Raw genomic sequence first — 20,626 nt, 5'->3', positions numbered from 1 at the left:
TTATTTACTTGAAAAATAAGCTTCCCTCGCCAGCCGGTCTTCATTGTAGATATCAGCATAAAAAACCAGCTTCCCTTTTTTAACACCAACGGTAAAATAACGGAAATAAACCGGAAGTTTGGTACGAACGGGGATAACATGCCGTTCTTTTCGCACCAGCCAGCTGCGAATGGAGTCTGATGGCAGCGTTTTAGCATTGTTTTTTACAGCTCCAGTACTATCAAGCCCGTAAATATACCAAACCAGTTTTTCCCACTCCTGCACCCGTACGCAACCATGACTGAGAGAGCGGTTGTCGTTTTTAAACAAGTAACGCTGATTCGTATCATGCAGGTAAACTGAATATTTATTGGGGAAATTAAACTTCATAATGCCCAATGCATTATCGTCACCACTGCCCTGAAAAATTTTATAGGGAATGCCCTTTGTATATTTTGTCCAGTCTACTGTGTAAGGATCCACCATTTCTCCATCCCATTTGGCCAGGTGATACCCTTTTCGGGCCAGGTAGCCGGGGTTTTTGCGAAGTGCCGGAAGAATTTCTTTAATAATAATGCTGTTGGGAATCGTCCACTGCGGATAGGTAACCATATCACTGATATGGCTGCTGAGGAGAGGTGTTCTTGTTTTGGTTTTACCCACCACAACTTTTGATTCAAACACAACCGTATCTGTGTCCATTACCTGGAGATAATAAGAAGGAAGGTTGACCCAGATGTAGCGCTGGGGCAAAGTATCAGGCATCAGTTTATAACGATCAAGATTGATGGCTATACGATTGAACTTTTCAATATCAGAATTATTGAGGGAGGACACCAATTGGTTTCCAAACTTTCCATCCACCGTTAACTTTCTTTGCTTTTGCACTTTTACAAGTACTTGAGCCAAAGCAGCAGAGTCCAGCCGGGTAACAGAACTATCTATGTAACCGTCTTCTTTTAATCTTTTCACCAATGCTTTCACAAAACTTACTGAGTCTTTATAGGGATATGAGAGATAAGTGTATTGCTTTGTAAAATCAGCACTATCCAGAAATGAGCCGATAGCAGCTTTTAGCTCATGGTATGCTTTGTGCCTCGGTTCCAGCTGGGTTAATAGATCTGCAACCCTGCCCTGCTCAAATGCTTTGTTGAGATATGCATGATAAAAAGAAGGGCCAAGTGTAGAATCAAAATTTTTATAAATGCTGTCGGTATGCAAACGCCCCTTGTGTAAATGCCTGGCGATAGTTAAAAAAGCATCCGTAAGCAAAAGGTCGGCACGGGTCCACAAAACCGCATCCCGCCTGGAAGTTTGTGCTGCTGTATCTTTTGCAAACAGGTATTGCAGCTGCTTTAATGGTTGCTGATGATAGTTTTGCGGAAACAAACCATAGAGCCTTGCTTGTTCAATCAATTGTATCAGAGAATCTGCCAATGGTAATAATTGCTCCTGGCGGCTCCACAAACTTTTGTATTGAGTATTACTGTAATACTCTTTTACTGAAGCAATGGAATGGAGTTGCAGTGAATCATCCAGCTTCCCTTCATGGTCAGTTGCATAGTTTAAAAAAGAACGGAGATTACGGGCAACAGCATCTTCCATTTTTTCAGGTTCTTCTATAATTTCAGATTCCTGTACAACATTATTATCACATGCAGTAAATAAAACAACCCATACCACCAGGGTTATTAACTGCCGATAACTGATATTTGGAAGGTAGCGCATGCTTGTATTACATTTATCCAGCCATCACCAACACAGGAAGTAATGGATGCTTTTCAGATATTCAAAATAGTAAATCAGTTGCACATAGCAAGAATCAGGTTCTGCTTTTTTTTGATTCTGCCATTTACCGTATCTGCTCAAGAGTTACACACCGGTAAATACGGGGTAGCAACGATACGGCAAGCCGGTACTTATAAAAGTACCTGCAAAACAGACAGCAATAAAAGAATGATTGAACTAAAATCAGTAATCCCATCTATAGTTTATGATTTACGATACAGTACCAAAGATAATTTTGTAAAGCAACCGCTCTATCCCCGTTTTACAAGTGTTACTTTCCTGCGATTACCTGCTGCTAATGCTTTAGCAAACGTGCAGAAAGAACTTGCACAAAAAGGATTAGGCTTGAAAATATTTGATGCATACCGCCCCTACTCTGTTACTTTAAAATTCTGGGAGTTAATAAAAGATGAACGTTACGTAGCCAATCCCTCCAAAGGCAGCGGGCATAACAGAGGCCTGGCTGTTGACTTAACCATCATTGATTTGACTACTGGCAAAGAGCTGGATATGGGTACCGGCTTTGATAATTTTACCGATACGGCTCATCATACTTTTACAGCTTTACCTGAAACTGTTTTGCAAAACAGAAAGTTATTGAAAGACGTAATGCTCAAACATGGTTTTAAATTATTTGAAACCGAGTGGTGGCATTACAGCTGGCCAAACGATAGAAATTATGAAGTACTGGATTTTAGTTTTGAGAAATTATATCGTTTGACTAAGCAACTTTAACAACATCAATCACTGCCTCCGTATTGATTACTCCGTACACATGTGGAAATGTGTCAGCCGTTGAAGGGCTCCACTCAAAAATAAATTTACCGGTGAGTTTATCTGAATCAATTACCAGTTTTACCAGATCAGTTTGGTTTTTATAGTAACGCTCCAGCACTCCTGCTACCTGATGATCTTGTGAACAATGAATGAATCCTTCGTCTTTTAAAGAAGGTGCTTCATAAAATCCATTTTGTTGCGCAATGTTCCAGGCTGCTGAAGTTGTGATATGATAGATGATGGGCATACAATCGGTGATTTGATGAATAGAATTAAGAATGTACAAGTGAGTGACACAACCGCCGTTGAGAAAAGATTTATTGTTGGTTACAAAACTCTTTTTATATGTTGCTCCTGCAACATTAAATCGGCTAACACAATAGCGGTAGCTGCTTCTACAATTACAGGTGCACGAAGTGCCACACATAAATCATGACGACCTTTGATGCTGAATGCTTCCTGTTGCTCCGTATCCCAATTCAAACTTGTTTGCTCTTTGGGAGTGGAAGAAGTAGGTTTGATGGCAATGCGAAATACAATTTCATTTCCGTTAGTAATACCACCTACAATACCTCCTGCATGATTGGTAGTTGTTTTACCGCTCATATCTTCAATAGCATCATTGTGCTCACTGCCAAACATTTTGGCCGCCGGGAAACCGGTACCAAACTCCACACCACGTACCGCAGGAATGGTAAACATCATTTGTGCTATGAGTGATTCTACTGATTCAAAATAAGGCTCACCCAAACCAACAGGCACACCTGAAACACGACACTCCACAATACCTCCAACAGAATCTTTTGCATCAATGGCTCTTTGCAATCCTTTTTCCAAATCAGTTTCGCCGCCGATTTCAGTAACACGTGCTGCAATTACCACCTCACCCTCCAACTCCCTCTCCAAAGGAGAAGGAGAGCCTGCCTCCGATTGAATTAACTGAACTACATTTTCGGAAAGCGCTTCTCGTATTTTTCTAACAACAAGATTAATATCAGCCATTACTTCTTCATTTGAAAACCGAAGAAGTCTGTATTTGTGTTCATTAAGCCATTGAGTTCTTGCTTCATCATATTGCTGTTGCTGTTCTTTAGAGTGATATTCACCATCAACTTCAACAATCAGCTTTGCATCCAAACAAACAAAATCAGGAATAAACCCTGCAACAGGATGTTGCCTTCTGAATTTATAGCCATCAATATTTCTGTTTCTCACTTCATTCCATAAAGCTTCTTCTGAAGACGTTGGATTTTTTCTGTTTGCCTTTGCAAAATCTTTTAAGAAATGATAGTTCCCTGTTGTATCGGTTACGTATTCAAAATTATCGGAGGGTTTATTTTCCCTCTCCTTTGGAGAGGGGTTAGGGGTGAGGTGGTTCATCAACTTTTTTGCAATAGCTCCTGCTGCCACCAATCCTGTCGTTAAACGTGCGCTGAAATGGCCGCCGCCTCTGTAATCTTCATGGCCACCAAATTTTTGATGCGCCACCCAATCAGCATGTCCGGGACGTGGAATGCTTCTTTGTTTATTATAATCTTCGCTGCGTGTATTATTATTTTCAAAAAGTATCGTAATGGGAAAGCCGGTTGTTTTTCCATTGAAAATTCCGCTTTTGAAGAAGGGATAATCAGCTTCCTGCCGAGGTGTGGTTCCTTTTTGTTTGCCGCCTTTTCTTCTTTCTAAATCAGCAAGCAAATCATCTTCCGTTAAGGATAAACCTGCAGGGCAACCGTCAATCACAATGCCCACGCTTTCGCCATGCGATTCTCCAAAGATGTGTACACGAAATAATTTTCCGAATGAGTTCACTGAACAGTTATTGAGTTATTAAGTTAATTCGTTATTGGTAAAGATACGTTGGCGCCCAGCAATTTCAAATGCTCATAAAAATCAGGATAGGATTTGTTGATGGCTTCTGCTTCTTCAATCACCACTTCGCCGGTTGCATTTAATGCAGCAACTGCACAAGCCATGGCTATTCTATGGTCGTGACGGGAATGCACTGTTGATGCTTTAATGTCTGTGCCGCCATGCACAATCATTAAATCATCCTGCAAGTCTATCTGAATACCCAGCTTAGCAAATTCTTCCTGCAAAGTAATAGCACGGTTGCTTTCTTTATGTGTTAACCGGCTTGTACCTTCTATTACGGATTTGCCATTGCAGTTTGCTGCAAGTGCAACCAATGGCGGAAATAAATCAGGACATTCGGTGGCATTGAAGTGAAAAGGTTGTAATGATGCTTTACCAATTTCAATCTGCTCAGCCTGTACAGACAATTTACATCCGCAATCCATTAAGGCCTGTAACACAGCTTTATCAGCCTGCGTTGAAAATACATCCAATCCTTTTACAATAATGTTACCTGCAACTGCTCCTGCAACTAATAAGAATGCCGCACCACTCCAATCGCCTTCAACGGTATAGACCCTGAGCGTAGTCGAAGAAGCGGTGTAGGAGGATTGAGCGTAGTCGAAATCCGAATTACTGAAATAAAACTCTTCATAATTTTTATTCTCCGGCACTTTCAATCCAAACTGCTTCATTACATCCAGCGTCAAATCAATATAGGGTTTGCTTTTAAGATTGATGACCTTGATTGCTACATCACTTGCATTGCTTGCTGCGTAAGCTAACAATAACCCGGTGAGAAACTGGGAACTTAAGGAACCATCAATTTCAATAGTTGCCGGTTGTATGGGACCTTGAATCACCAAAGGCAACTTGCCTCCGCTACTTTTTATTTGTACACCCAACAGTGGCAAAATTTCATCAAAGAAATCCATAGGCCTTGTAACCAAACTGCCGGAACCATTAATCGTAATTTCTTTATCACTCAACGCAACCAGTGGTGTAAACATGCGGATGCTCAAACCACTTTCACCACAATTGATTTCATTAGATAAAGGCTGCACACCCTTACTTTCAATTTTCAACTTCTCATTTTCGATTTCCAGTTTTGCTCCCAGCTTTTGAATAATATCCATGGCTGCCTTATCATCATTGCTGTTGCCGGGATTTTTAATAATGCATGTTCCTTTTGCAACCAGGGCTGCTGCACATGCACGCTGCATGGAACTTTTGGATGCATTGCTTTGTATGATACCTGATAAGGTGGAAGGAGCTATTGTTACATTCATATTATTACTGATAAAAACTCTTAACTACTTCAATACTACCAACGATATGTTTATTAAATTCTTCCAATTCTTCAGAAGGAACCCACAATTCATTATGTATTTCACCTCCTGCATTTTCCACTCTAAACTTCTTTACATAATCCGAATCGATAAAAAATCTTGTTACAAATCCTGAGCCGTAAGCAGGAACATTCCATTGAACTGTTATTTGAATTGCATATTCTTCATTCATTACAGGATAAAATATTGGCTGCTCCGGTAAGCGTGGAGGAAATTCTTTCCATCCCGATGCTTCAATCAAATCCAATTCTTTTTGATTTACAGGACGATAAAGTATAGTTGTATTCACGTTATAAACTTTCAATAATCGTTTTCAAATCTGTTAATGGAATATTCTTCACTACACCTTTACCAATTTTTTCCAGCAGCAAATAACTCATTTCAAGCTTGGCTTTCTTTTTATCTTTTTGCAGAATTTCAAAAGCTTTGACTTTATCAAAATCAGCATATGTGGGCAATCCATATTTGCTGAGCAATGCAGTAACTCTTTCCGTTTGTTTAAAGTCACTCAGCTTTTCTGAAATATGACAGGCATAGGTCATACCAATAGAAATAGCCTGGCCATGTGACAATTCATACATATTCTCAATGGCATGTCCCAGCGTATGACCAAAGTTGAGCAGCTTTCTGTCGCCACTTTCAAACTCATCCTGCTGCACCACTTTTGTTTTGAGCAATGCATTACGCTGAATCAATTCACACAACAAGACTTTTTTGCTTTGGTATTTTTTCAACGAGTTGGCTTCCAGCTCCTGAAACATCTTTACATCTTTAATGCAGGCATGCTTGATGATTTCAGCAAAACCGTTTTGCCATTCCGCTTCCGGCAATGAATTCACCAATGCCATATCATGCAGAATAAATGCCGGCTGACGGATAACTCCCACCATATTCTTATAAACTCCTACATCAATGCCGTTCTTACCTCCAATACTTGCATCCACCATTGCTAAAATAGAAGTAGGGATAAAACCAAACTTCACACCACGCATATACACAGATGCAATGTAACCTGTAATGTCAGTTATAACACCGCCTCCCACTCCTACCAAAGTTGTTTTTCTATCAGCACCCATTTCAATCAACTGCTCAATTACTGCATCTACAGTAGTTTGAACTTTATATTCTTCGCCCGGCTTTAGTACAATGGTGTTCCAATTCTTAAACCGTTTGGTGTGTGCATTGAAAATATTCTCATCAGTAATGAGAATGGTATTACTGCCGTCAACTATTTCTTTGAGATGACTGATGCCATAAGCAAAGTAATAGTCAACTGATGAGTTGGAAAATGTATATGTTTTTTTCATAACACCTCACCCTCACTCCCTCTCCAAAGGCAGAGGGAGGCCGGGCTTTTATTTTTCTATTTGACTTTTGTAATTAAGCATTTCAACATCTGTTCTGAATTGCACCAAATATGATTTGGATGACAAACAGCTTGGCCAAATTCATTTGTACCGCTCCTTAGCCTTGGGAGAAGGAGTTGGAGGATGAGGTGCCTTAACTATCCAACACCCTCTTCTGATGATTAATACTTTCCATGTGCACTGCATCAAAATAACGGGTAATGAATTCTTTGCTCAACCCTTTGCGTTCACCCTCTTTAAAGGCACGTTCTAATATTTCATTCCACCGATTGGTTTGTAAAATGGTAATGTTGTTTTCTTTTTTATACGTACCAATCTGCTCGGCAATCTTCATACGCTGACCGAGTATCTGCATCAACTCATCGTCCAGTTGATTGATTTGCTGACGCAGTTTTTCCAATGCTGCATGAAACTCTGCTGATGCTGCATCTTCCTTGCGCCAAACAATTTTACCCATCATTTCGCCTAAGCGTTCGGGTGTAATTTGTTGTTTGGCATCGCTCCATGCATTATCAGGGTCAATGTGACTTTCAATCATCAAGCCATCAAAATCCAAATCAATTGCTTTCTGTGCCGTCTCCTGCAAAATATCTCTGCGTCCGCAAATATGAGATGGGTCATTGATCAATAACAACTCAGGATTGCGACGTTTCATTTCAATCGCTAAATGCCACATAGGTGCGTTGCGATATTCCGTATTGCCATAAGAAGAAAATCCACGATGGATTAATCCAATATTTTTTATACCCGCTCTTGCTACACGCTCTACAGCGCCACTCCATAATTCCAAATCAGGATTAATGGGATTTTTAATCAACACAGGAATATCCACGCCACGCAATGCATCTGCAATTTCCTGTACGCTGAACGGATTTACCGTAGTACGTGCACCAATCCACAATACATCCACATCAAAAGTGAGTGCGTCCTGTACCTGCTTACCTGTGGCTACTTCCACTGTTGTTGGTAAACCTGTTACGGCTTTTGCTTTTTGCAGCCACGGCAATCCTTTGGCGCCGATTCCTTCAAACATGCCGGGTTTGGTTCTGGGTTTCCAGATGCCGGCACGCAGCAGGTCTACCTTTTCGGTTGCAGCTAACCGTTGTGCGGTTGCCACCAGTTGTTCTTCGGTTTCGGCGCTGCAGGGACCGCTGATGATGAGCGGTCGCTTGCCCCACAATTCCTGAACTTTTACTTTCATAGTCGTTTCGAGAGTTTGCATTGTTATTGTTTGTAAAGTTAAGTTTTATGTTGTCATCGTTATTACTACTATTGAGCTTCTGTTGCCACGCTCGCTTGTACGTTCAGTAATTCTATTCAGCACCCACCCCTATCAATCATCACTAATATTTAAGACTCCGCCACCCCGCCAAAGAGGGGATAGACTTACCCGTTGTTTAAAAAAGAACTTCACAACTTTTGAACTTTTGTTCAATTATATTTTACAGTTAAAAGAACTTATTCCAAAAGTCAAAATATTTTCAACTGTTGGGCTATCCCCTCCCGGGAGGGGTTTGGGGTGGGTTACATTCGTTTCCTGTCTTTCGGAAACTTCAGTGCCTCCCTTTTTCTTTTTACAAATTCATTCAACCCATTCTTTTCTTCATACTCCAATAGCCAATTTTCAATAGTCCTTAAGACATTCTTCATATCATGCACCACATCCAAAGCATTGAAGCGTAGAAAAGAAACACCATAGATTTCAATTTCTTCTTGTCTTATTTCATCTTTAGCAATCACTTCCTCATCATCATGTGTAATACCATCCACTTCAATAGCCAGCATTACATCTTTGCAATAAAAGTCAACAATATAGTTCAGCATGGGCTTCTGCCTGTCAAAATCATAACCCATCATTCCACCGTTTCGTAATTCCATCCACAATTTTACTTCAGAGTACGTCATGTTTTGACGGAGCTTTTTAGCATGAGCCAATGCCTGTTGTGTGTATGGAATTACTTTTCTATTCATAAGTAACATTTTCACCCACCCCATTTCATCATCTTAAAAGTTTTAGCCTCCGCCACCCCTCCAAGGAGGGGATAAACAGGTTCATGATTGATATTTATTTGCTTGTCAATGTTTATTCAATCCCGTATATGGTAAAAGAACTTTTTAATTGCTGATTTTTTTCAACTGCCGGGCTATCCCCTCCCGGGAGGGGATAGACAGAACTCATTTCAATATCCTCCTTATCTCATTCGCATGTTCAATCAATCCTTTCAATTCACTACTTTTCTCTTCTGCAATACTTGTTCTGAATTTCTTTAATTGCGCAATATGTTCATCCAGCACATCCAGCACATGTTCTTTGTTTTGTAAGAAGATGGGCACCCACATGGCAGGATTACTTTTGGCCAGACGAACCGTACTGGCAAAACCCGCACTTGCCAATTCAAAAATCGCCTGGTCTTCTTTTTCTTTTTCTAGTACTGTATTAGCTAATGCAAAAGAAGTAATGTGTGAAATATGGCTCACATAGGCTGCATGCAAGTCATGCGCCCTTGCTTCCATGCCCAACAAATGCATCCCGATTTTTTTATACATCTGTTTCACCCATGCTACAGCATCGGCATCGCTTTCTTCTTCGTTGCAAATAATAACGGCTTTATTTTCAAATGCACCACGTACAGCAGCAGCCGGACCACTGTACTCTGTACCCCACATAGGATGTGTGGCTACATATCTTCCACGTTTAGGATGCGCTTTTACTGCTTCAATCAATTGTGATTTGGTAGAACCTAAATCCAAAACAATCTGATGCGTTACTTTATCCAAAACTTTCGGTAATAAATCAGTCATCAAATCAACAGGAATGGCAAGTACAACAACATCGCTTTGTTCAATGGCTTCATCTAAAGGCAACACTTCATCCACCAATTCCAGTTCCAATGCTTTGGCTTCATGTTCTTTACTGGCATCAACACCCATCAACTTTGATGAAATCTTCTTTTCATGCAATTGAATAGCAAGAGAACCCCCAATCAAACCAATTCCTACTATGGATATTCGCTTTCTTTCCATTATCAATTATGAATTATTCATTATTAATTATTCTTTGTTTCGCTTCTTCCAGTTTCTCTACCGTACTGCACAAACTCACTCTCACAAATCCATCACCGGCAGTTCCGAAGATGCCGCCGGGTGTAATAAACACATTACTGTTGTACAACACTTCATCACTCAATACACCGCCTCTGCCAATAGGATGAGGTTCTAAAGCCCCTCTCCTTTGGAGAGGGGTTTGGGGCGAGGTTTTTGCCCACACAAACATGCCCACCTGTTCTTTGGAATAACTGCATTGCAATAAATCCAGCAATTGAAAAACTTTTTCTCTTCGCTTGCGGTACACAGCATTCACACTATCGTACCAATCTTTCTCCAGACTCAATGCTTTGGCAGCAGCCAGTTGCAAAGGCAAGAACATACCGCTGTCCATATTACTTTTAAACTTGAGCACTTCATCAATACGTTCTTTAGCCGCACACAACATGCCTACTCTCCAACCCGCCATATTCTGACTCTTGCTGAGTGAATTTAATTCCAGCACCACTTCTTTAGCACCTTCCGTACTTAATAAACTGGTAGGATGTTCATTCAAAATAAAACTATACGGGTTATCATGAACAATTAAAATATGATGCTGTTTTGCAAAAGCAATCAACTGTTTAAAAAAATCAGCATCGGGCAATTTACCCGTGGGCATGTGCGGATAATTCACAAACATGAGCTTCACTCTGCTCAAATCCATTGCATTCAGGTCATCAAATGAAGGATGCCAATCATTTTCTTCTTTCAATTCATAATGCTTCACCGTACCTCCTGCCAGTTTTACCGCACTCATATAAGTGGGATAGCCGGGATTAGGAACCAATGCTTCATCACCTGCATCCAGGTAGGTCATACAAATGTGCATGATACCTTCTTTGCTACCAATCAAGGGTAATATTTCGGCATCAGCATTTAGTTCAACATTGTACCATTTTTGATACCAGTCACGCATAGCATTGCGCAACACAGGTGAACCTTTGTATGATTGATATGCATGTACATTGGGCTTCGCACTTTCTTCCTGTAAAACTTTAATCACATCAGGGTGCGGTGGCAGATCAGGACTGCCGATACCAAGATTGATGATGTTTTTTCCCTGCTTGTTCAATTCATCAATCTCCCGCAGCTTCTGCGAAAAATAATACTCACCTATTCCTTCTAATCGTTTTGCTGTTTGCATTACTTGTCTGATTTTCCATTTTTGTAAATACCATAAATTTTCAATGTTACGGTAGCAGGCTTGATTGCTTCGATTACATTTTGAAACTGCGCCATTGAATCAAACTCCATATCCGCATGAAAACTGTATTTAAAATCGCTTCCAGGAATAGGAAAACTTTGCAGCTTGCTTAAATTGACACCTCCTTCAGCAATAGTGGTAAGCACTCGGGCCAAACTTCCTTTGCTGTGATCAGTTACAAAATTTACAGAAGCTTTATTAGCATCCTGAATACTTGGAGCCATGTCTTCTCTTTGCAAAATCAAAAAACGGGTGTAATTGTTTTTCATGGTTTGAATAGCGGGGGCAATCAAGTGCAGATTGTACAACTCACCCGCCAGTTTACTGGCGATGGCCGCAATGTGCTTGCTTTTATGCTGGGCAATGTGTTTGGCGCTGAGAGCGGTGTCTTCTGTTTCCACCAGTTTCCATTTGTACTTATCCAGAAAATCATAGCATTGCTGCAGGGCCATGGTATGAGAATGTACTTCTTTGATATCTTCCAGTTTTACGCCATGATTCACCAGTAGATTTTGTTTGATGTGCAAATACACTTCGCCCACCACCTTCAAATTGCTTTTTTGCAATAAATTGTAATTGGCAAGGATACTTCCGGCGATAGAATTTTCAATCGCCATTACAGCGCCATCACTTTCTTTTTTATTGGCACCAATCTTCACCACCTCTCTGAATGTAGCACAGGGAATCACTTCCACTGTTTTACCAAAAAATTTGCGTGCTGCTTCCTGGTGAAAACTGCCTTCATAACCCTGTATCGTAACTTTTGCCATGGCTTAAAACAAGAATCCCGACCATTTGGCCGGGACTCTTTATGTTGATTGTTTTGTAAAATCTATTTTTTCAACCAAAGGAATCCCGGCTTCATTCTAAAATAAAAGAAGTAAAAATAAAACCAACGATATCCTTTGTTTTGTAACATGGGATAAAAATAGAGAAGCATTTTGATAAAACAAGTGTTAGCTCAAAAAAAATTGAAATTACCCATTACCGAGAATTACAATTAACGCATAAATAATGCCCGGCACCCAAAACAGCAAGGTAAGGATTAAACCTAACCAGAATTTATTATTGATTTCACCCTGGTGCAGGTAAATAGCCAGTGGTGGCAGTATGATAGCAAGGATTACCAGTAATAATGTATCGGTATCGGCTGCACCGGTTCTGCGTTTTTCTTTTCTATACTTTTTAATTTCCTGTTTCACCGCTTTATACCGCTCTCTTTTCTGCTTAGCGGAAAGCGAATTCCACTCTTTCATGGCCTCCTGGCGGATGGTTTCCTCCGGGGTTATTACCGGCACCGATGCGGTACCCGAAACAGCCAGTAACATTAAAAGAGAGAAAGTAACAAAAGGGGCAATCAATTTTTTCATTGTATAAGGTTTTGGTTAACGAATACTGCAATTTACAATGCAATTTTTACAGTTGCTGATTTGTCAAAAATCGTTCCGATTGCTTAAAACGGAGCTTTTTTTTTGGAGCAGTTCCCCTATCTTCGCAAAAAATTTCAAGGAATGGAAACAACAAAAAAATCAACCGCCATCAGCTGGCTTTTATTCTTTCTGTTCGTAGCATTAACCGTAGTAATGTATTTTTCTGATTCTTTTGCTAACTACATTACAGCTACTCTGCCTTTTATCGTTTATTATTTTGCCAAAGCGCTGGATCTGATCTAAGCTGTACGGCTTTATATAGTTTACCCGTTCCTTTTACAGGACGGGTATTTTTTTGCAAACAAATTTGCAGTATCGCTTCCTTAACCACTTTTTCACTTTCCTAATTTTCAGAGATATCTCCTTCGTCGACATGACGTCAGTCCGATGTGGTGCGTGAACGATGCCGTTTAAGACGCTGCTCAGCTACTCAAACTCATTGCTATTCATCTTACGCTCACACCGTCATTTTGAGTGAAGCTTGCTGAATGTTGCTCATTTGTACAATGATGATGCGAAACGAAAAATCGCTGGAAATGAAGATGGGTTGAAGTGTTGCAATTTAACTGTGGTTCTCTGCGGTCGTTGTTGGTCAAAAGACACAACAACGGCGGTGTGCTTTTTTTCAACTGGAATACCAACAGGGGCGAAAAATATTTTTTAATTAAAAAGTCTCTGACCTGTGCATAGACGTTACTTATCTTACAATTACCTACTTTTCAATACAAGTAACATGTAGGCATCAGGTCGGGAGACCTGCGCCAGAGAGATATAGTACAAGCATTAAATATAAAACAGGAAGAACTATACCTAAAATCAATATAATTACAGAGTTTCTGAGCAAAGCTGTAGAACGACCACCATACTTAACAACTGACATATAAATAACAAAATTCAAAATAAACAACCCTACGAAAAAGAGAAACAAAAAAAAGTAAAAGAAGATTCCAAAGAATTCAATAAGTCCTCCCTCTTCTTGAACCATAGATATCAAACCCCATAACGAGCCTATTGTGAAAATTAAAAGGCCGATAAAATTGACTATTAATATGATTTTTGTTGCACGCATTATTACGTCAATATCCGGAAAGCTTTAGTTGTTGACAAATCTAATGACAAACTGCCTGCAATCAATGACTAAGACTGCTTTATACGTAACGGAACGGGGGGATAGCTTTCAGTTTTTTATTTCTACGCAGCTATGATGGAAACTTTAAAATTGAAAGAAAGACTAAAGTTAGCTAGGGAATACCAACAGAGGCGAAAAAACCTATTTTACAAGCCCTAGCTTTTTAAACTTTCGTTGTAGTTCATAAAAGCATTGTTCAATGTTATCACCAGAAAACGGAATATATTGCAACCCCGCAACGTTAGAGAACTCTTCAACTCCATCTTGTTTTAAGATTATGACTTTGTCAAAACCCAAACGACCTTGAAACAATCCAGCCTCATGAATTACATTCTGTCTGGCTCGATATTTTCCATCACTTGTTTCATCTTCAGCCGTCATTACTAAAATTGCAAATGAGGACTTTTCTAAAAACTCAGTTAACACGTTTACTATGGTTTCACTAGTTCGTGATTCATCTTCAAATGTGAGTGTTTTTATACTTAAATCTTCATTTAGAAAAATTTGAACCCTTGCCCACAACTTGCTTCTTCCATGTCCTATAAAAACATGCCCCATTCCTGTCGATTTCTTTTGTGGATTAGGTTTCGCATTTTCAAACTCTTTAATTTTTTTAGATTCTTCTAAACTCCATAGTTCTTGAACTAGTTTATAAATTCTTTTTACTGTATTATCATTAGTTGAAACTTGAGGTGGCGGGAAATAAATTGTATCACTATTTTGACGTGGTCGATAACGATTAAAAAACTCCTCAATTTTTTCTGCGTACATTTTAATGTCATCTAAATTTGACCGTTCGCTGAAATCAATATCAGAAAGCTTTTTTACAAATACCTGAATCGGCGAAAAAAACTTAAGGTCAGATTTAACGCTCTCCCATAAGGCTTCAGATAGTAGTTGAAGTTCTTTTATTATCATTTTTTCTCAATTTCGAATATCTTTTACGATGAGGTTCAAAGAAAATCACAAGCCTCTAATTTTTGTCGCCATAGAAAACTGAACGCACAAGAGTGCGACGCAAAAACGCCGCCATGAAAAAGCTAATTTCGTAACAACAAATCAAAAGCCCCAACTTTCGTCAGGGCTCTCTTTATAATTCATCTTCTTACTTCACTTCCTCAAACTGCGCATCCTCCACATTATCTCCCTTTGTACCGCCTGCGGCGGCACCTTCGGCACTTGGCTCGGCACCTGCATTGGCTTCTGCGTTTTGAGTGGCTTTGTACATTTCTTCACTCGCTGCTGTCCATGCCGTATTCATTTCTGCAGTAGCAGCATCAATCGCTGCAAGGTCTTGTGATTTGTGTGCATCTTTCAATTTGGTGAGCGCTGCTTCAATCGGCGCTTTTTTATCAGCACCAATCTTATCACCATATTCTTTCAACTGCTTCTCCGTTTGGAAAATCAAACTGTCGGCCATATTGATCTTTTCTACTTTTTCTTTCTCCGCTTTATCAGCCGCTTCATTGGCTTTGGCTTCATTCTTCATCTTTTCAATTTCATCTTTACTCAAACCACTGCCTGCTTCAATACGGATCTTTTGTTCTTTACCGGTGCCTTTGTCTTTTGCACTTACATGCAAAATACCGTTGGCATCAATATCAAACGTCACTTCTACCTGGGGCACACCACGTGGAGCCGGTGGAATACCATCGAGGTAAAACATACCCAGGCTCTTGTTATCCTTCGCCATCGGGCGCTCACCCTGCAAAACATGAATCTGTACACCAGGTTGATTATCGGCAGCCGTACTGAACACTTCTGATTTTTTAGAAGGAATCGTGGTATTGCTGGCGATCAACGTTGTCATTACACCACCGAGTGTTTCAATACCCAAGCTCAGCGGAGTTACGTCCAGCAACAACACATCTTTTACTTCACCGGTTAATACCGCACCTTGTATAGCCGCACCAACAGCCACCACCTCATCAGGGTTCACACCACGATTTGGTTTTTTACCAAAGAACTTTTCTACAATCTCCTGCACTTTGGGGATACGTGTACTACCACCCACCAAAATCACTTCATCAATTTCGCTGATGCTCATGCCTGCATCTTTCAATGCTGCTTCGCATGGGCGCAAACAACGTTCAAACAAATTATCAGCCAATGCTTCAAATTTGGCACGTGTGAGTTTTAATACTAAGTGTTTGGGTACTCCATCCACCGCTGTGATGTAAGGCAGGTTGATTTCTGTTTCAGAAGAAGAACTCAATTCCACTTTTGCTTTTTCAGCCGCTTCTTTCAAACGCTGTAAAGCCATCGGGTCTTTGCGCAGGTCAATATTTTCCTGTGCTTTAAATTCAGCAGCCAGCCAGTCAATAATTACTTTATCAAAATCATCACCGCCCAGGTGTGTATCACCGTTGGTTGATTTTACTTCAAACACGCCATCACCCAGTTCCAGAATGGAGATATCAAACGTACCACCACCCAGGTCAAACACAGCGATCTTCTGGTCTTTGTGTTTTTTATCCAAACCATACGCAAGGGCTGCGGCGGTTGGTTCGTTCACAATACGGCGAACGTTCAAGCCTGCAATTTCACCGGCTTCTTTGGTAGCCTGGCGTTGTGCATCGTTAAAGTAAGCAGGCACGGTGATCACTGCTTCTGTTACTTCCTGGCCGAGGTAATCTTCAGCGGTTTTCTTCATTTTCTGAAGCACCATAGCCGAAATTTCCTGTGGCGTGTAAAGTCTGCCATCTATGTCAATACGAACGGTATTATTGTCACCCTGTGCTACTTTATAGCTCCAGTGGCTTTTTTCTTCATTTACTTCATCAAAGCGGCGGCCCATAAAACGCTTCACACTCATGATGGTGTTGTGCGGATTGGTGATGGCCTGGCGCTTGGCAGGATCACCCACTTTACGTTCGCCGTTTTTCAAAAATGCTACAATGGAAGGCGTGGTACGGCGGCCTTCATCATTGGCAATTACTACCGGCTCGCTGCCTTCCATAACGGATACGCAACTGTTGGTAGTTCCGAGGTCAATTCCTATAATCTTTCCCATGATTCAAGTTTTTGTTCAACCGTATTACTCAATGATAGTGCCATGGGGCGTGAAGGTGAAAAATTGGCAGAGAGGAACAGTTATTGAGTTAATGAGTATTGGGTTATTGGGGGCTCCGGTTTTTGATTTCGGTTCCTGCTATTGGGTTCTTCTTTTGTATTTGGGGCTTTCGTCATCCAAAACGGTATCAACTATTTCCCCCGCCCGCCTTCAATGCCCGCAAAACAAAAGCGGTCATTTACGTCTAAGCGGGGCAGCCCGTGAGCAAATGAAACATGATTCAACAATTACTTTGCGCCTCCGCTGCTTTGCGCCTTTGCCTGCCCGAATGGAACAGGCGGGCGTGATATGGTTTTCCCGTCTGTGAACTTTATCTCCTTTGCGTGAAACTCTCTTCCCCACCTATCTTTGCCCCGCATCATCCATTACCCAATTATTAATTATTAATTACAACTCATGTTGGTTTTCAAATTCGGCGGCGCCAGTGTAAGCAACTATGAAAAAATCAAAAACGTTGGTGAAATCATACAGCATTTCCCCAATCAAAAAATCATGGTCGTTATTTCTGCCATGGGCAAAACCACCAATGCACTGGAAAAAGTAGCTGAAGCATTTTATGCCGGTAAAAAAGAAGAAGCATTGGAATTGTACCGTGCTGTAAAACTCCAGCACCTGGATGAAGCCAAGTTTTTACTGGTGACACATTTCAATCCGTTGATGGTGCAGCTCAATGATTTTTTTACTGAGGTGGAATGGCTGCTGCATGATAAACCCGTTCGTGATTATGATTATTACTACGACCAGATTGTATGTACAGGTGAACTGATGAGTACTGCCATTGTAAGTGCTTATCTGAATGAAATTGGTTTGAAGAATGAGTGGCTGGATGTTCGTGATATTTTCCGCACTGATGATAACTTCCGTGATGCAACGATTGATTTCAACTTTACACAACAGCAGGTAACCGCACAGGTGAAACCATTATTTGATGATGTAGATATTGTCATTACACAGGGTTTTATTGGTTGTACGGATGAAAATGAAAGCACTACACTGGGAAGAGAAGGAAGTGATTACTCCGCCGCTCTTTTTGCCAATATGCTGGATGCAGAAAGTTTGAGTATCTGGAAAGATGTGAAAGGCGTGATGAATGCCGACCCCAAACAGTTTGCTGATGCACAATACATCAGCGAACTCAACTATGATGAAGTGATTGAAATGGCTTACTATGGTGCACAGGTGATTCACCCCAAAACCATCAAGCCGTTGCAGAATAAAGACATTCCCCTGTATGTAAAATGTTTTGCCGATGCTTCATTGCCCGGTACAGTGATCCATAATGAGTCAGTCAAAAATCTTCCGCCAATTATTGTGGTGAAGCAAAACCAGGTGTTACTGCAACTGCACACCAAAGATTTCTCATTTATTGGTGAGCAACCGATGAGCGATCTGTACGAGATGATGGCGAAGTTGAAAGTAAAACCGAACCTCATTCAAACACATGCAGTAAGTCTGCAGTTGTGCATGGATGACAGAAGTGATAAAATCGAAAAACTGGCGCTGGCCGCTTCCCAAAGTTTTGATGTGCAGGTGGAGAGGGGATTAACACTGCTGAGCATTCGTCATTACAATAATGATTTATTGGAAAAGATGACCTCCGGAAAAATCATTGAACTCAAACAGCAAAGCCCGGAAACGGTACAGGTGGTGATGAAATAATTGTCAGACCATTCAATGTAGCCAGACTACTATCATTACTTTATCTCCAGCACCAATGCACTTTTCCCCGGTACAGCAAATGAATTGGCAACATCAATCGTTTCTCCTGTTATAATATTTACAGCACTTGATTTGCCTTTTAATATTTCTGCAAAGCGTTTCGTATCCACATTCGTTTCTTTCTCATTCTTATTCATTACCACCATCACTGTTTTTTCTTTGTTGCAACGGAAGTAAACATACAGTCCATCAAAAGGTGCAAAGTGCATTGTTTGTCCATTGGCAATAACAGGATTATTTTTTCTCCAGTTTAATAATTGTTTCAAATACGCCTGAACAGATTGCTGATTTGCATTCAACCCTTCTCCGGTAAATCCATTGGCTTTATCATCTTTCCATCCGCCGGGGAAATCAGAACGTATGAGGCCATCGTTTTTATGATGAGGTGTATTATCCATCAATATTTCTGTACCATAAAAGATTTGCGGAATGCCACGGGTGGTTGATAAATAGGTTAATGCCATTTTGGTTAAAGCCACATCCTGCTTTAACTGCATAAACAGTCGATCCATGTCATGATTATCTACAAACAACAGCATTTGATTGGGATTGGGATAAACAAAATCATTGGCGAGTCCTTCATATAATCTTGTAAAAGGTGTATGATAGGATTCTGCTTCTTCACCATTTAATGATTGAACCAACGCAGCCTGTAATGGAAAATCCATAATCGTGTTCAGGCACCCGGTATATCCATCATGATTTTTCTTTCCGCTTTGCCAGTAAGAAGTAATTAAAGGGTTGGTACTCCACTCCTCACCTACAATACTGAAGTTGGGATATTCATTCATGATTGCACAACTCCAGTTCTTTAAAAAGGTTTTATCGCTGTAACCATAGGTGTCCTGTCTTACGCCACCTAATTGCAATGTTTCAATCCACCAGATAGTGTTTTGAATAAGATAGTTTGCCATGAAAGGATTTTTTCCGTTCATATCAGGCATTGTTTTATCAAACCATCCTTCAACCCATAATTTTTTGTCGTAATCAGATGCATATAAATCCTGGTTTACAGTACGGCGGTGATTGGAACCGGTATATGGATGAGGAGGTGGAAAGTTGATCCAGTCTTTGAAAGGCAAATCTTTCATCCACCAGTAATTACTGCCGGTATGATTGAGCACTTCATCAAATATTAATTTCATTCCACGCTGCCGCATTTTGGCTGACAGTTCTTTGTATTCATCCAATGTTCCATATCGTGGATCCACTTTGTAATGATTGGTAATGGAATAACCATGATAGGAATACCTTTCCATATCATTCTCCAGCATGGGTGTGGGCCAGATGGCAGTAAAGCCCATGTCCTTTATATAATCCAGATGATTGATGAGGCCACGTATATCGCCGCCATGTCTTCCACCTGCAAAATTTCTGTCAATCTTATTTTCTTTTAATCCTTCCACCACATCATTGGTATAATCTCCATTGGCAAAACGATCCGGCACTACTAAAAAAACCGCATCAGAAGAATTAAACCCTTTGAATGCTGCTGCATCCTGCTCTCTTTTTTTTAACTGGTAACGGTAACTGTACACTTCTTTTGCACCCTTTTTAAAACTGATTCCAACGATGCCGGGCTTTGCAGTTTTGGCGATGAGTATATCAATAAATAAATAATTTTTACTGTCGCCTTTGCTGACTTTTTTAATTGTGACTCCGGGATAATTAATTACAGGTGTTGTTTCGCCAATGTTGTTGCCGTTAATCAGCAACTGAAGGTTGGGATTTTTCATACCCACCCACCAGTTGAGGGGTTCTACATGATTGATTTGAGTAACTGCAGTTGTGCAAATCAAATTGGCCAGCATCAAAGAGGAAAACAGTTTTATCATCTTCATAATGTAATATTCGTTGATGGAATAGATGCAAT

The 20,626-nt window shown here is 40.4% G+C and carries 19 protein-coding genes; 4 read left to right on the top strand and 15 right to left on the bottom strand.

What is annotated here, in order from left to right; all coding sequences use genetic code 11:
* Window positions 1–1,707, bottom strand: a complete 1,707-nt coding sequence (locus PDL71_RS09000; protein WP_407528301.1) for a murein L,D-transpeptidase — start codon at window positions 1,705–1,707, stop codon at window positions 1–3.
* Window positions 1,708–1,818: 111 nt separating this feature from the next.
* Between PDL71_RS09000 and PDL71_RS08995 the strand changes: the two genes are divergently transcribed.
* Entirely contained in the window at window positions 1,819–2,502 is a 684-nt protein-coding gene (locus PDL71_RS08995) for a M15 family metallopeptidase (RefSeq protein ID WP_407528298.1), read from the top strand.
* On the opposite strand, the gene PDL71_RS08990 is transcribed toward PDL71_RS08995, so the two are convergent.
* The 11 genes from PDL71_RS08990 to PDL71_RS08940 all read right to left on the bottom strand — a co-directional run bounded on the left by PDL71_RS08990 (window position 2,489) and on the right by PDL71_RS08940 (window position 12,772).
* Window positions 2,489–2,791, bottom strand: coding sequence for a DUF952 domain-containing protein (locus PDL71_RS08990; RefSeq protein ID WP_407528295.1), 303 nt, complete (start codon window positions 2,789–2,791; stop codon window positions 2,489–2,491). The two genes, PDL71_RS08995 and PDL71_RS08990, sit on opposite strands and share 14 nt — an antisense overlap.
* Before the next feature lie 80 nt (window positions 2,792–2,871).
* Window positions 2,872–4,353, bottom strand: coding sequence for a chorismate synthase (locus PDL71_RS08985; protein WP_407528293.1), 1,482 nt, complete (start codon window positions 4,351–4,353; stop codon window positions 2,872–2,874).
* A 23-nt stretch (window positions 4,354–4,376) separates the two neighbouring features.
* Entirely contained in the window at window positions 4,377–5,684 is a 1,308-nt protein-coding gene (aroA, locus tag PDL71_RS08980) for a 3-phosphoshikimate 1-carboxyvinyltransferase (protein ID WP_407528290.1), read from the bottom strand.
* Window positions 5,685–5,688: 4 nt separating this feature from the next.
* On the bottom strand, window positions 5,689–6,033 hold the full coding sequence (locus PDL71_RS08975) for an ADP-ribosylation/crystallin J1 (RefSeq protein WP_407528287.1): 345 nt from the start codon (window positions 6,031–6,033) through the stop codon (window positions 5,689–5,691).
* A 1-nt stretch (window position 6,034) separates the two neighbouring features.
* On the bottom strand, window positions 6,035–7,051 hold the full coding sequence (gene aroB, locus PDL71_RS08970; RefSeq protein ID WP_407528285.1) for a 3-dehydroquinate synthase: 1,017 nt from the start codon (window positions 7,049–7,051) through the stop codon (window positions 6,035–6,037).
* A gap of 193 nt (window positions 7,052–7,244) precedes the next feature.
* Window positions 7,245–8,333 carry a chorismate mutase gene (locus PDL71_RS08965; protein WP_407528282.1) on the bottom strand — a complete coding sequence of 363 codons (1,089 nt, stop codon included), beginning with the start codon at window positions 8,331–8,333 and terminating at the stop codon, window positions 7,245–7,247.
* A 302-nt stretch (window positions 8,334–8,635) separates the two neighbouring features.
* Window positions 8,636–9,082, bottom strand: a complete 447-nt coding sequence (locus PDL71_RS08960) for an endonuclease domain-containing protein (protein WP_407528280.1) — start codon at window positions 9,080–9,082, stop codon at window positions 8,636–8,638.
* 204 nt (window positions 9,083–9,286) lie between these two features.
* Entirely contained in the window at window positions 9,287–10,135 is an 849-nt protein-coding gene (locus tag PDL71_RS08955) for a prephenate dehydrogenase (protein ID WP_407528278.1), read from the bottom strand.
* Window positions 10,136–10,148: 13 nt separating this feature from the next.
* Window positions 10,149–11,342: a pyridoxal phosphate-dependent aminotransferase gene (locus PDL71_RS08950; RefSeq protein WP_407528275.1), complete on the bottom strand. Its 1,194-nt coding sequence runs from the start codon at window positions 11,340–11,342 to the stop codon at window positions 10,149–10,151.
* A complete protein-coding gene (locus PDL71_RS08945) occupies window positions 11,342–12,172 on the bottom strand; it encodes a prephenate dehydratase (RefSeq protein ID WP_407528272.1) in 831 nt (276 codons plus the stop codon). Before PDL71_RS08945 ends, PDL71_RS08950 begins: the two co-directional genes overlap by 1 nt.
* A 207-nt stretch (window positions 12,173–12,379) precedes the next feature.
* A complete protein-coding gene (locus PDL71_RS08940) occupies window positions 12,380–12,772 on the bottom strand; it encodes a YqaE/Pmp3 family membrane protein (RefSeq protein WP_407528269.1) in 393 nt (130 codons plus the stop codon).
* A gap of 141 nt (window positions 12,773–12,913) precedes the next feature.
* Here PDL71_RS08940 and PDL71_RS08935 point away from each other — a divergent pair, with 141 nt between their 5' ends.
* A complete protein-coding gene (locus tag PDL71_RS08935) occupies window positions 12,914–13,075 on the top strand; it encodes a hypothetical protein (RefSeq protein WP_407528266.1) in 162 nt (53 codons plus the stop codon).
* A gap of 1,027 nt (window positions 13,076–14,102) precedes the next feature.
* Here PDL71_RS08935 and PDL71_RS08930 read toward each other — a convergent pair.
* Together PDL71_RS08930 and dnaK are read right to left on the bottom strand one after the other, a co-directional pair.
* A complete protein-coding gene (locus PDL71_RS08930) occupies window positions 14,103–14,879 on the bottom strand; it encodes a TIR domain-containing protein (RefSeq protein ID WP_407528264.1) in 777 nt (258 codons plus the stop codon).
* A gap of 187 nt (window positions 14,880–15,066) precedes the next feature.
* On the bottom strand, window positions 15,067–16,974 hold the full coding sequence (gene dnaK, locus PDL71_RS08925) for a molecular chaperone DnaK (RefSeq protein ID WP_407528261.1): 1,908 nt from the start codon (window positions 16,972–16,974) through the stop codon (window positions 15,067–15,069).
* Between dnaK and PDL71_RS08920 the strand changes: the two genes are divergently transcribed.
* Both PDL71_RS08920 and PDL71_RS08915 read left to right on the top strand, forming a co-directional pair.
* Complete coding sequence (locus PDL71_RS08920) at window positions 16,973–17,341, top strand: hypothetical protein (RefSeq protein ID WP_407528259.1); 369 nt, start codon at window positions 16,973–16,975, stop codon at window positions 17,339–17,341. The two genes, dnaK and PDL71_RS08920, sit on opposite strands and share 2 nt — an antisense overlap.
* A gap of 89 nt (window positions 17,342–17,430) precedes the next feature.
* Entirely contained in the window at window positions 17,431–18,693 is a 1,263-nt protein-coding gene (locus PDL71_RS08915) for an aspartate kinase (RefSeq protein WP_407528256.1), read from the top strand.
* A gap of 35 nt (window positions 18,694–18,728) precedes the next feature.
* Here PDL71_RS08915 and PDL71_RS08910 read toward each other — a convergent pair whose 3' ends face one another.
* Window positions 18,729–20,594, bottom strand: a complete 1,866-nt coding sequence (locus PDL71_RS08910; RefSeq protein ID WP_407528254.1) for a glycoside hydrolase family 13 protein — start codon at window positions 20,592–20,594, stop codon at window positions 18,729–18,731.
* Window positions 20,595–20,626: the final 32 nt, after the last annotated feature.

Origin of the sequence: Lacibacter sp. MH-610 (assembly GCF_045780045.1) — a bacterium.
In the GTDB taxonomy this organism is placed as follows: Bacteria; Bacteroidota; Bacteroidia; order Chitinophagales; family Chitinophagaceae; genus Lacibacter.
The sequence above is the reverse complement of the archived record's forward strand: the minus strand, read 5'-3'. Positions and strand labels throughout refer to the sequence as shown.

What these genes read in the sequence shown, in the direction of transcription:
- PDL71_RS08910 (WP_407528254.1), bottom strand. Translation starts at nt 20,594, where the DNA reads ATGAAGATGATAAAACTGTTTTCCTCTTTGATGCTGGCCAATTTGATT.
- PDL71_RS08990 (WP_407528295.1), bottom strand. Translation starts at nt 2,791, where the DNA reads ATGCCCATCATCTATCATATCACAACTTCAGCAGCCTGGAACATTGCG.
- PDL71_RS08960 (WP_407528280.1), bottom strand. Translation starts at nt 9,082, where the DNA reads ATGAATAGAAAAGTAATTCCATACACACAACAGGCATTGGCTCATGCT.
- PDL71_RS08950 (WP_407528275.1), bottom strand. Translation starts at nt 11,342, where the DNA reads ATGCAAACAGCAAAACGATTAGAAGGAATAGGTGAGTATTATTTTTCG.
- PDL71_RS08955 (WP_407528278.1), bottom strand. Translation starts at nt 10,135, where the DNA reads ATGGAAAGAAAGCGAATATCCATAGTAGGAATTGGTTTGATTGGGGGT.
- PDL71_RS08920 (WP_407528259.1), top strand. Translation starts at nt 16,973, where the DNA reads ATGATTCAAGTTTTTGTTCAACCGTATTACTCAATGATAGTGCCATGG.
- PDL71_RS08945 (WP_407528272.1), bottom strand. Translation starts at nt 12,172, where the DNA reads ATGGCAAAAGTTACGATACAGGGTTATGAAGGCAGTTTTCACCAGGAA.
- aroB (WP_407528285.1), bottom strand. Translation starts at nt 7,051, where the DNA reads ATGAAAAAAACATATACATTTTCCAACTCATCAGTTGACTATTACTTT.
- dnaK (WP_407528261.1), bottom strand. Translation starts at nt 16,974, where the DNA reads ATGGGAAAGATTATAGGAATTGACCTCGGAACTACCAACAGTTGCGTA.
- aroA (WP_407528290.1), bottom strand. Translation starts at nt 5,684, where the DNA reads ATGAATGTAACAATAGCTCCTTCCACCTTATCAGGTATCATACAAAGC.
- PDL71_RS08940 (WP_407528269.1), bottom strand. Translation starts at nt 12,772, where the DNA reads ATGAAAAAATTGATTGCCCCTTTTGTTACTTTCTCTCTTTTAATGTTA.
- PDL71_RS08915 (WP_407528256.1), top strand. Translation starts at nt 17,431, where the DNA reads ATGTTGGTTTTCAAATTCGGCGGCGCCAGTGTAAGCAACTATGAAAAA.
- PDL71_RS08930 (WP_407528264.1), bottom strand. Translation starts at nt 14,879, where the DNA reads ATGATAATAAAAGAACTTCAACTACTATCTGAAGCCTTATGGGAGAGC.
- PDL71_RS08935 (WP_407528266.1), top strand. Translation starts at nt 12,914, where the DNA reads ATGGAAACAACAAAAAAATCAACCGCCATCAGCTGGCTTTTATTCTTT.
- PDL71_RS09000 (WP_407528301.1), bottom strand. Translation starts at nt 1,707, where the DNA reads ATGCGCTACCTTCCAAATATCAGTTATCGGCAGTTAATAACCCTGGTG.
- PDL71_RS08965 (WP_407528282.1), bottom strand. Translation starts at nt 8,333, where the DNA reads ATGCAAACTCTCGAAACGACTATGAAAGTAAAAGTTCAGGAATTGTGG.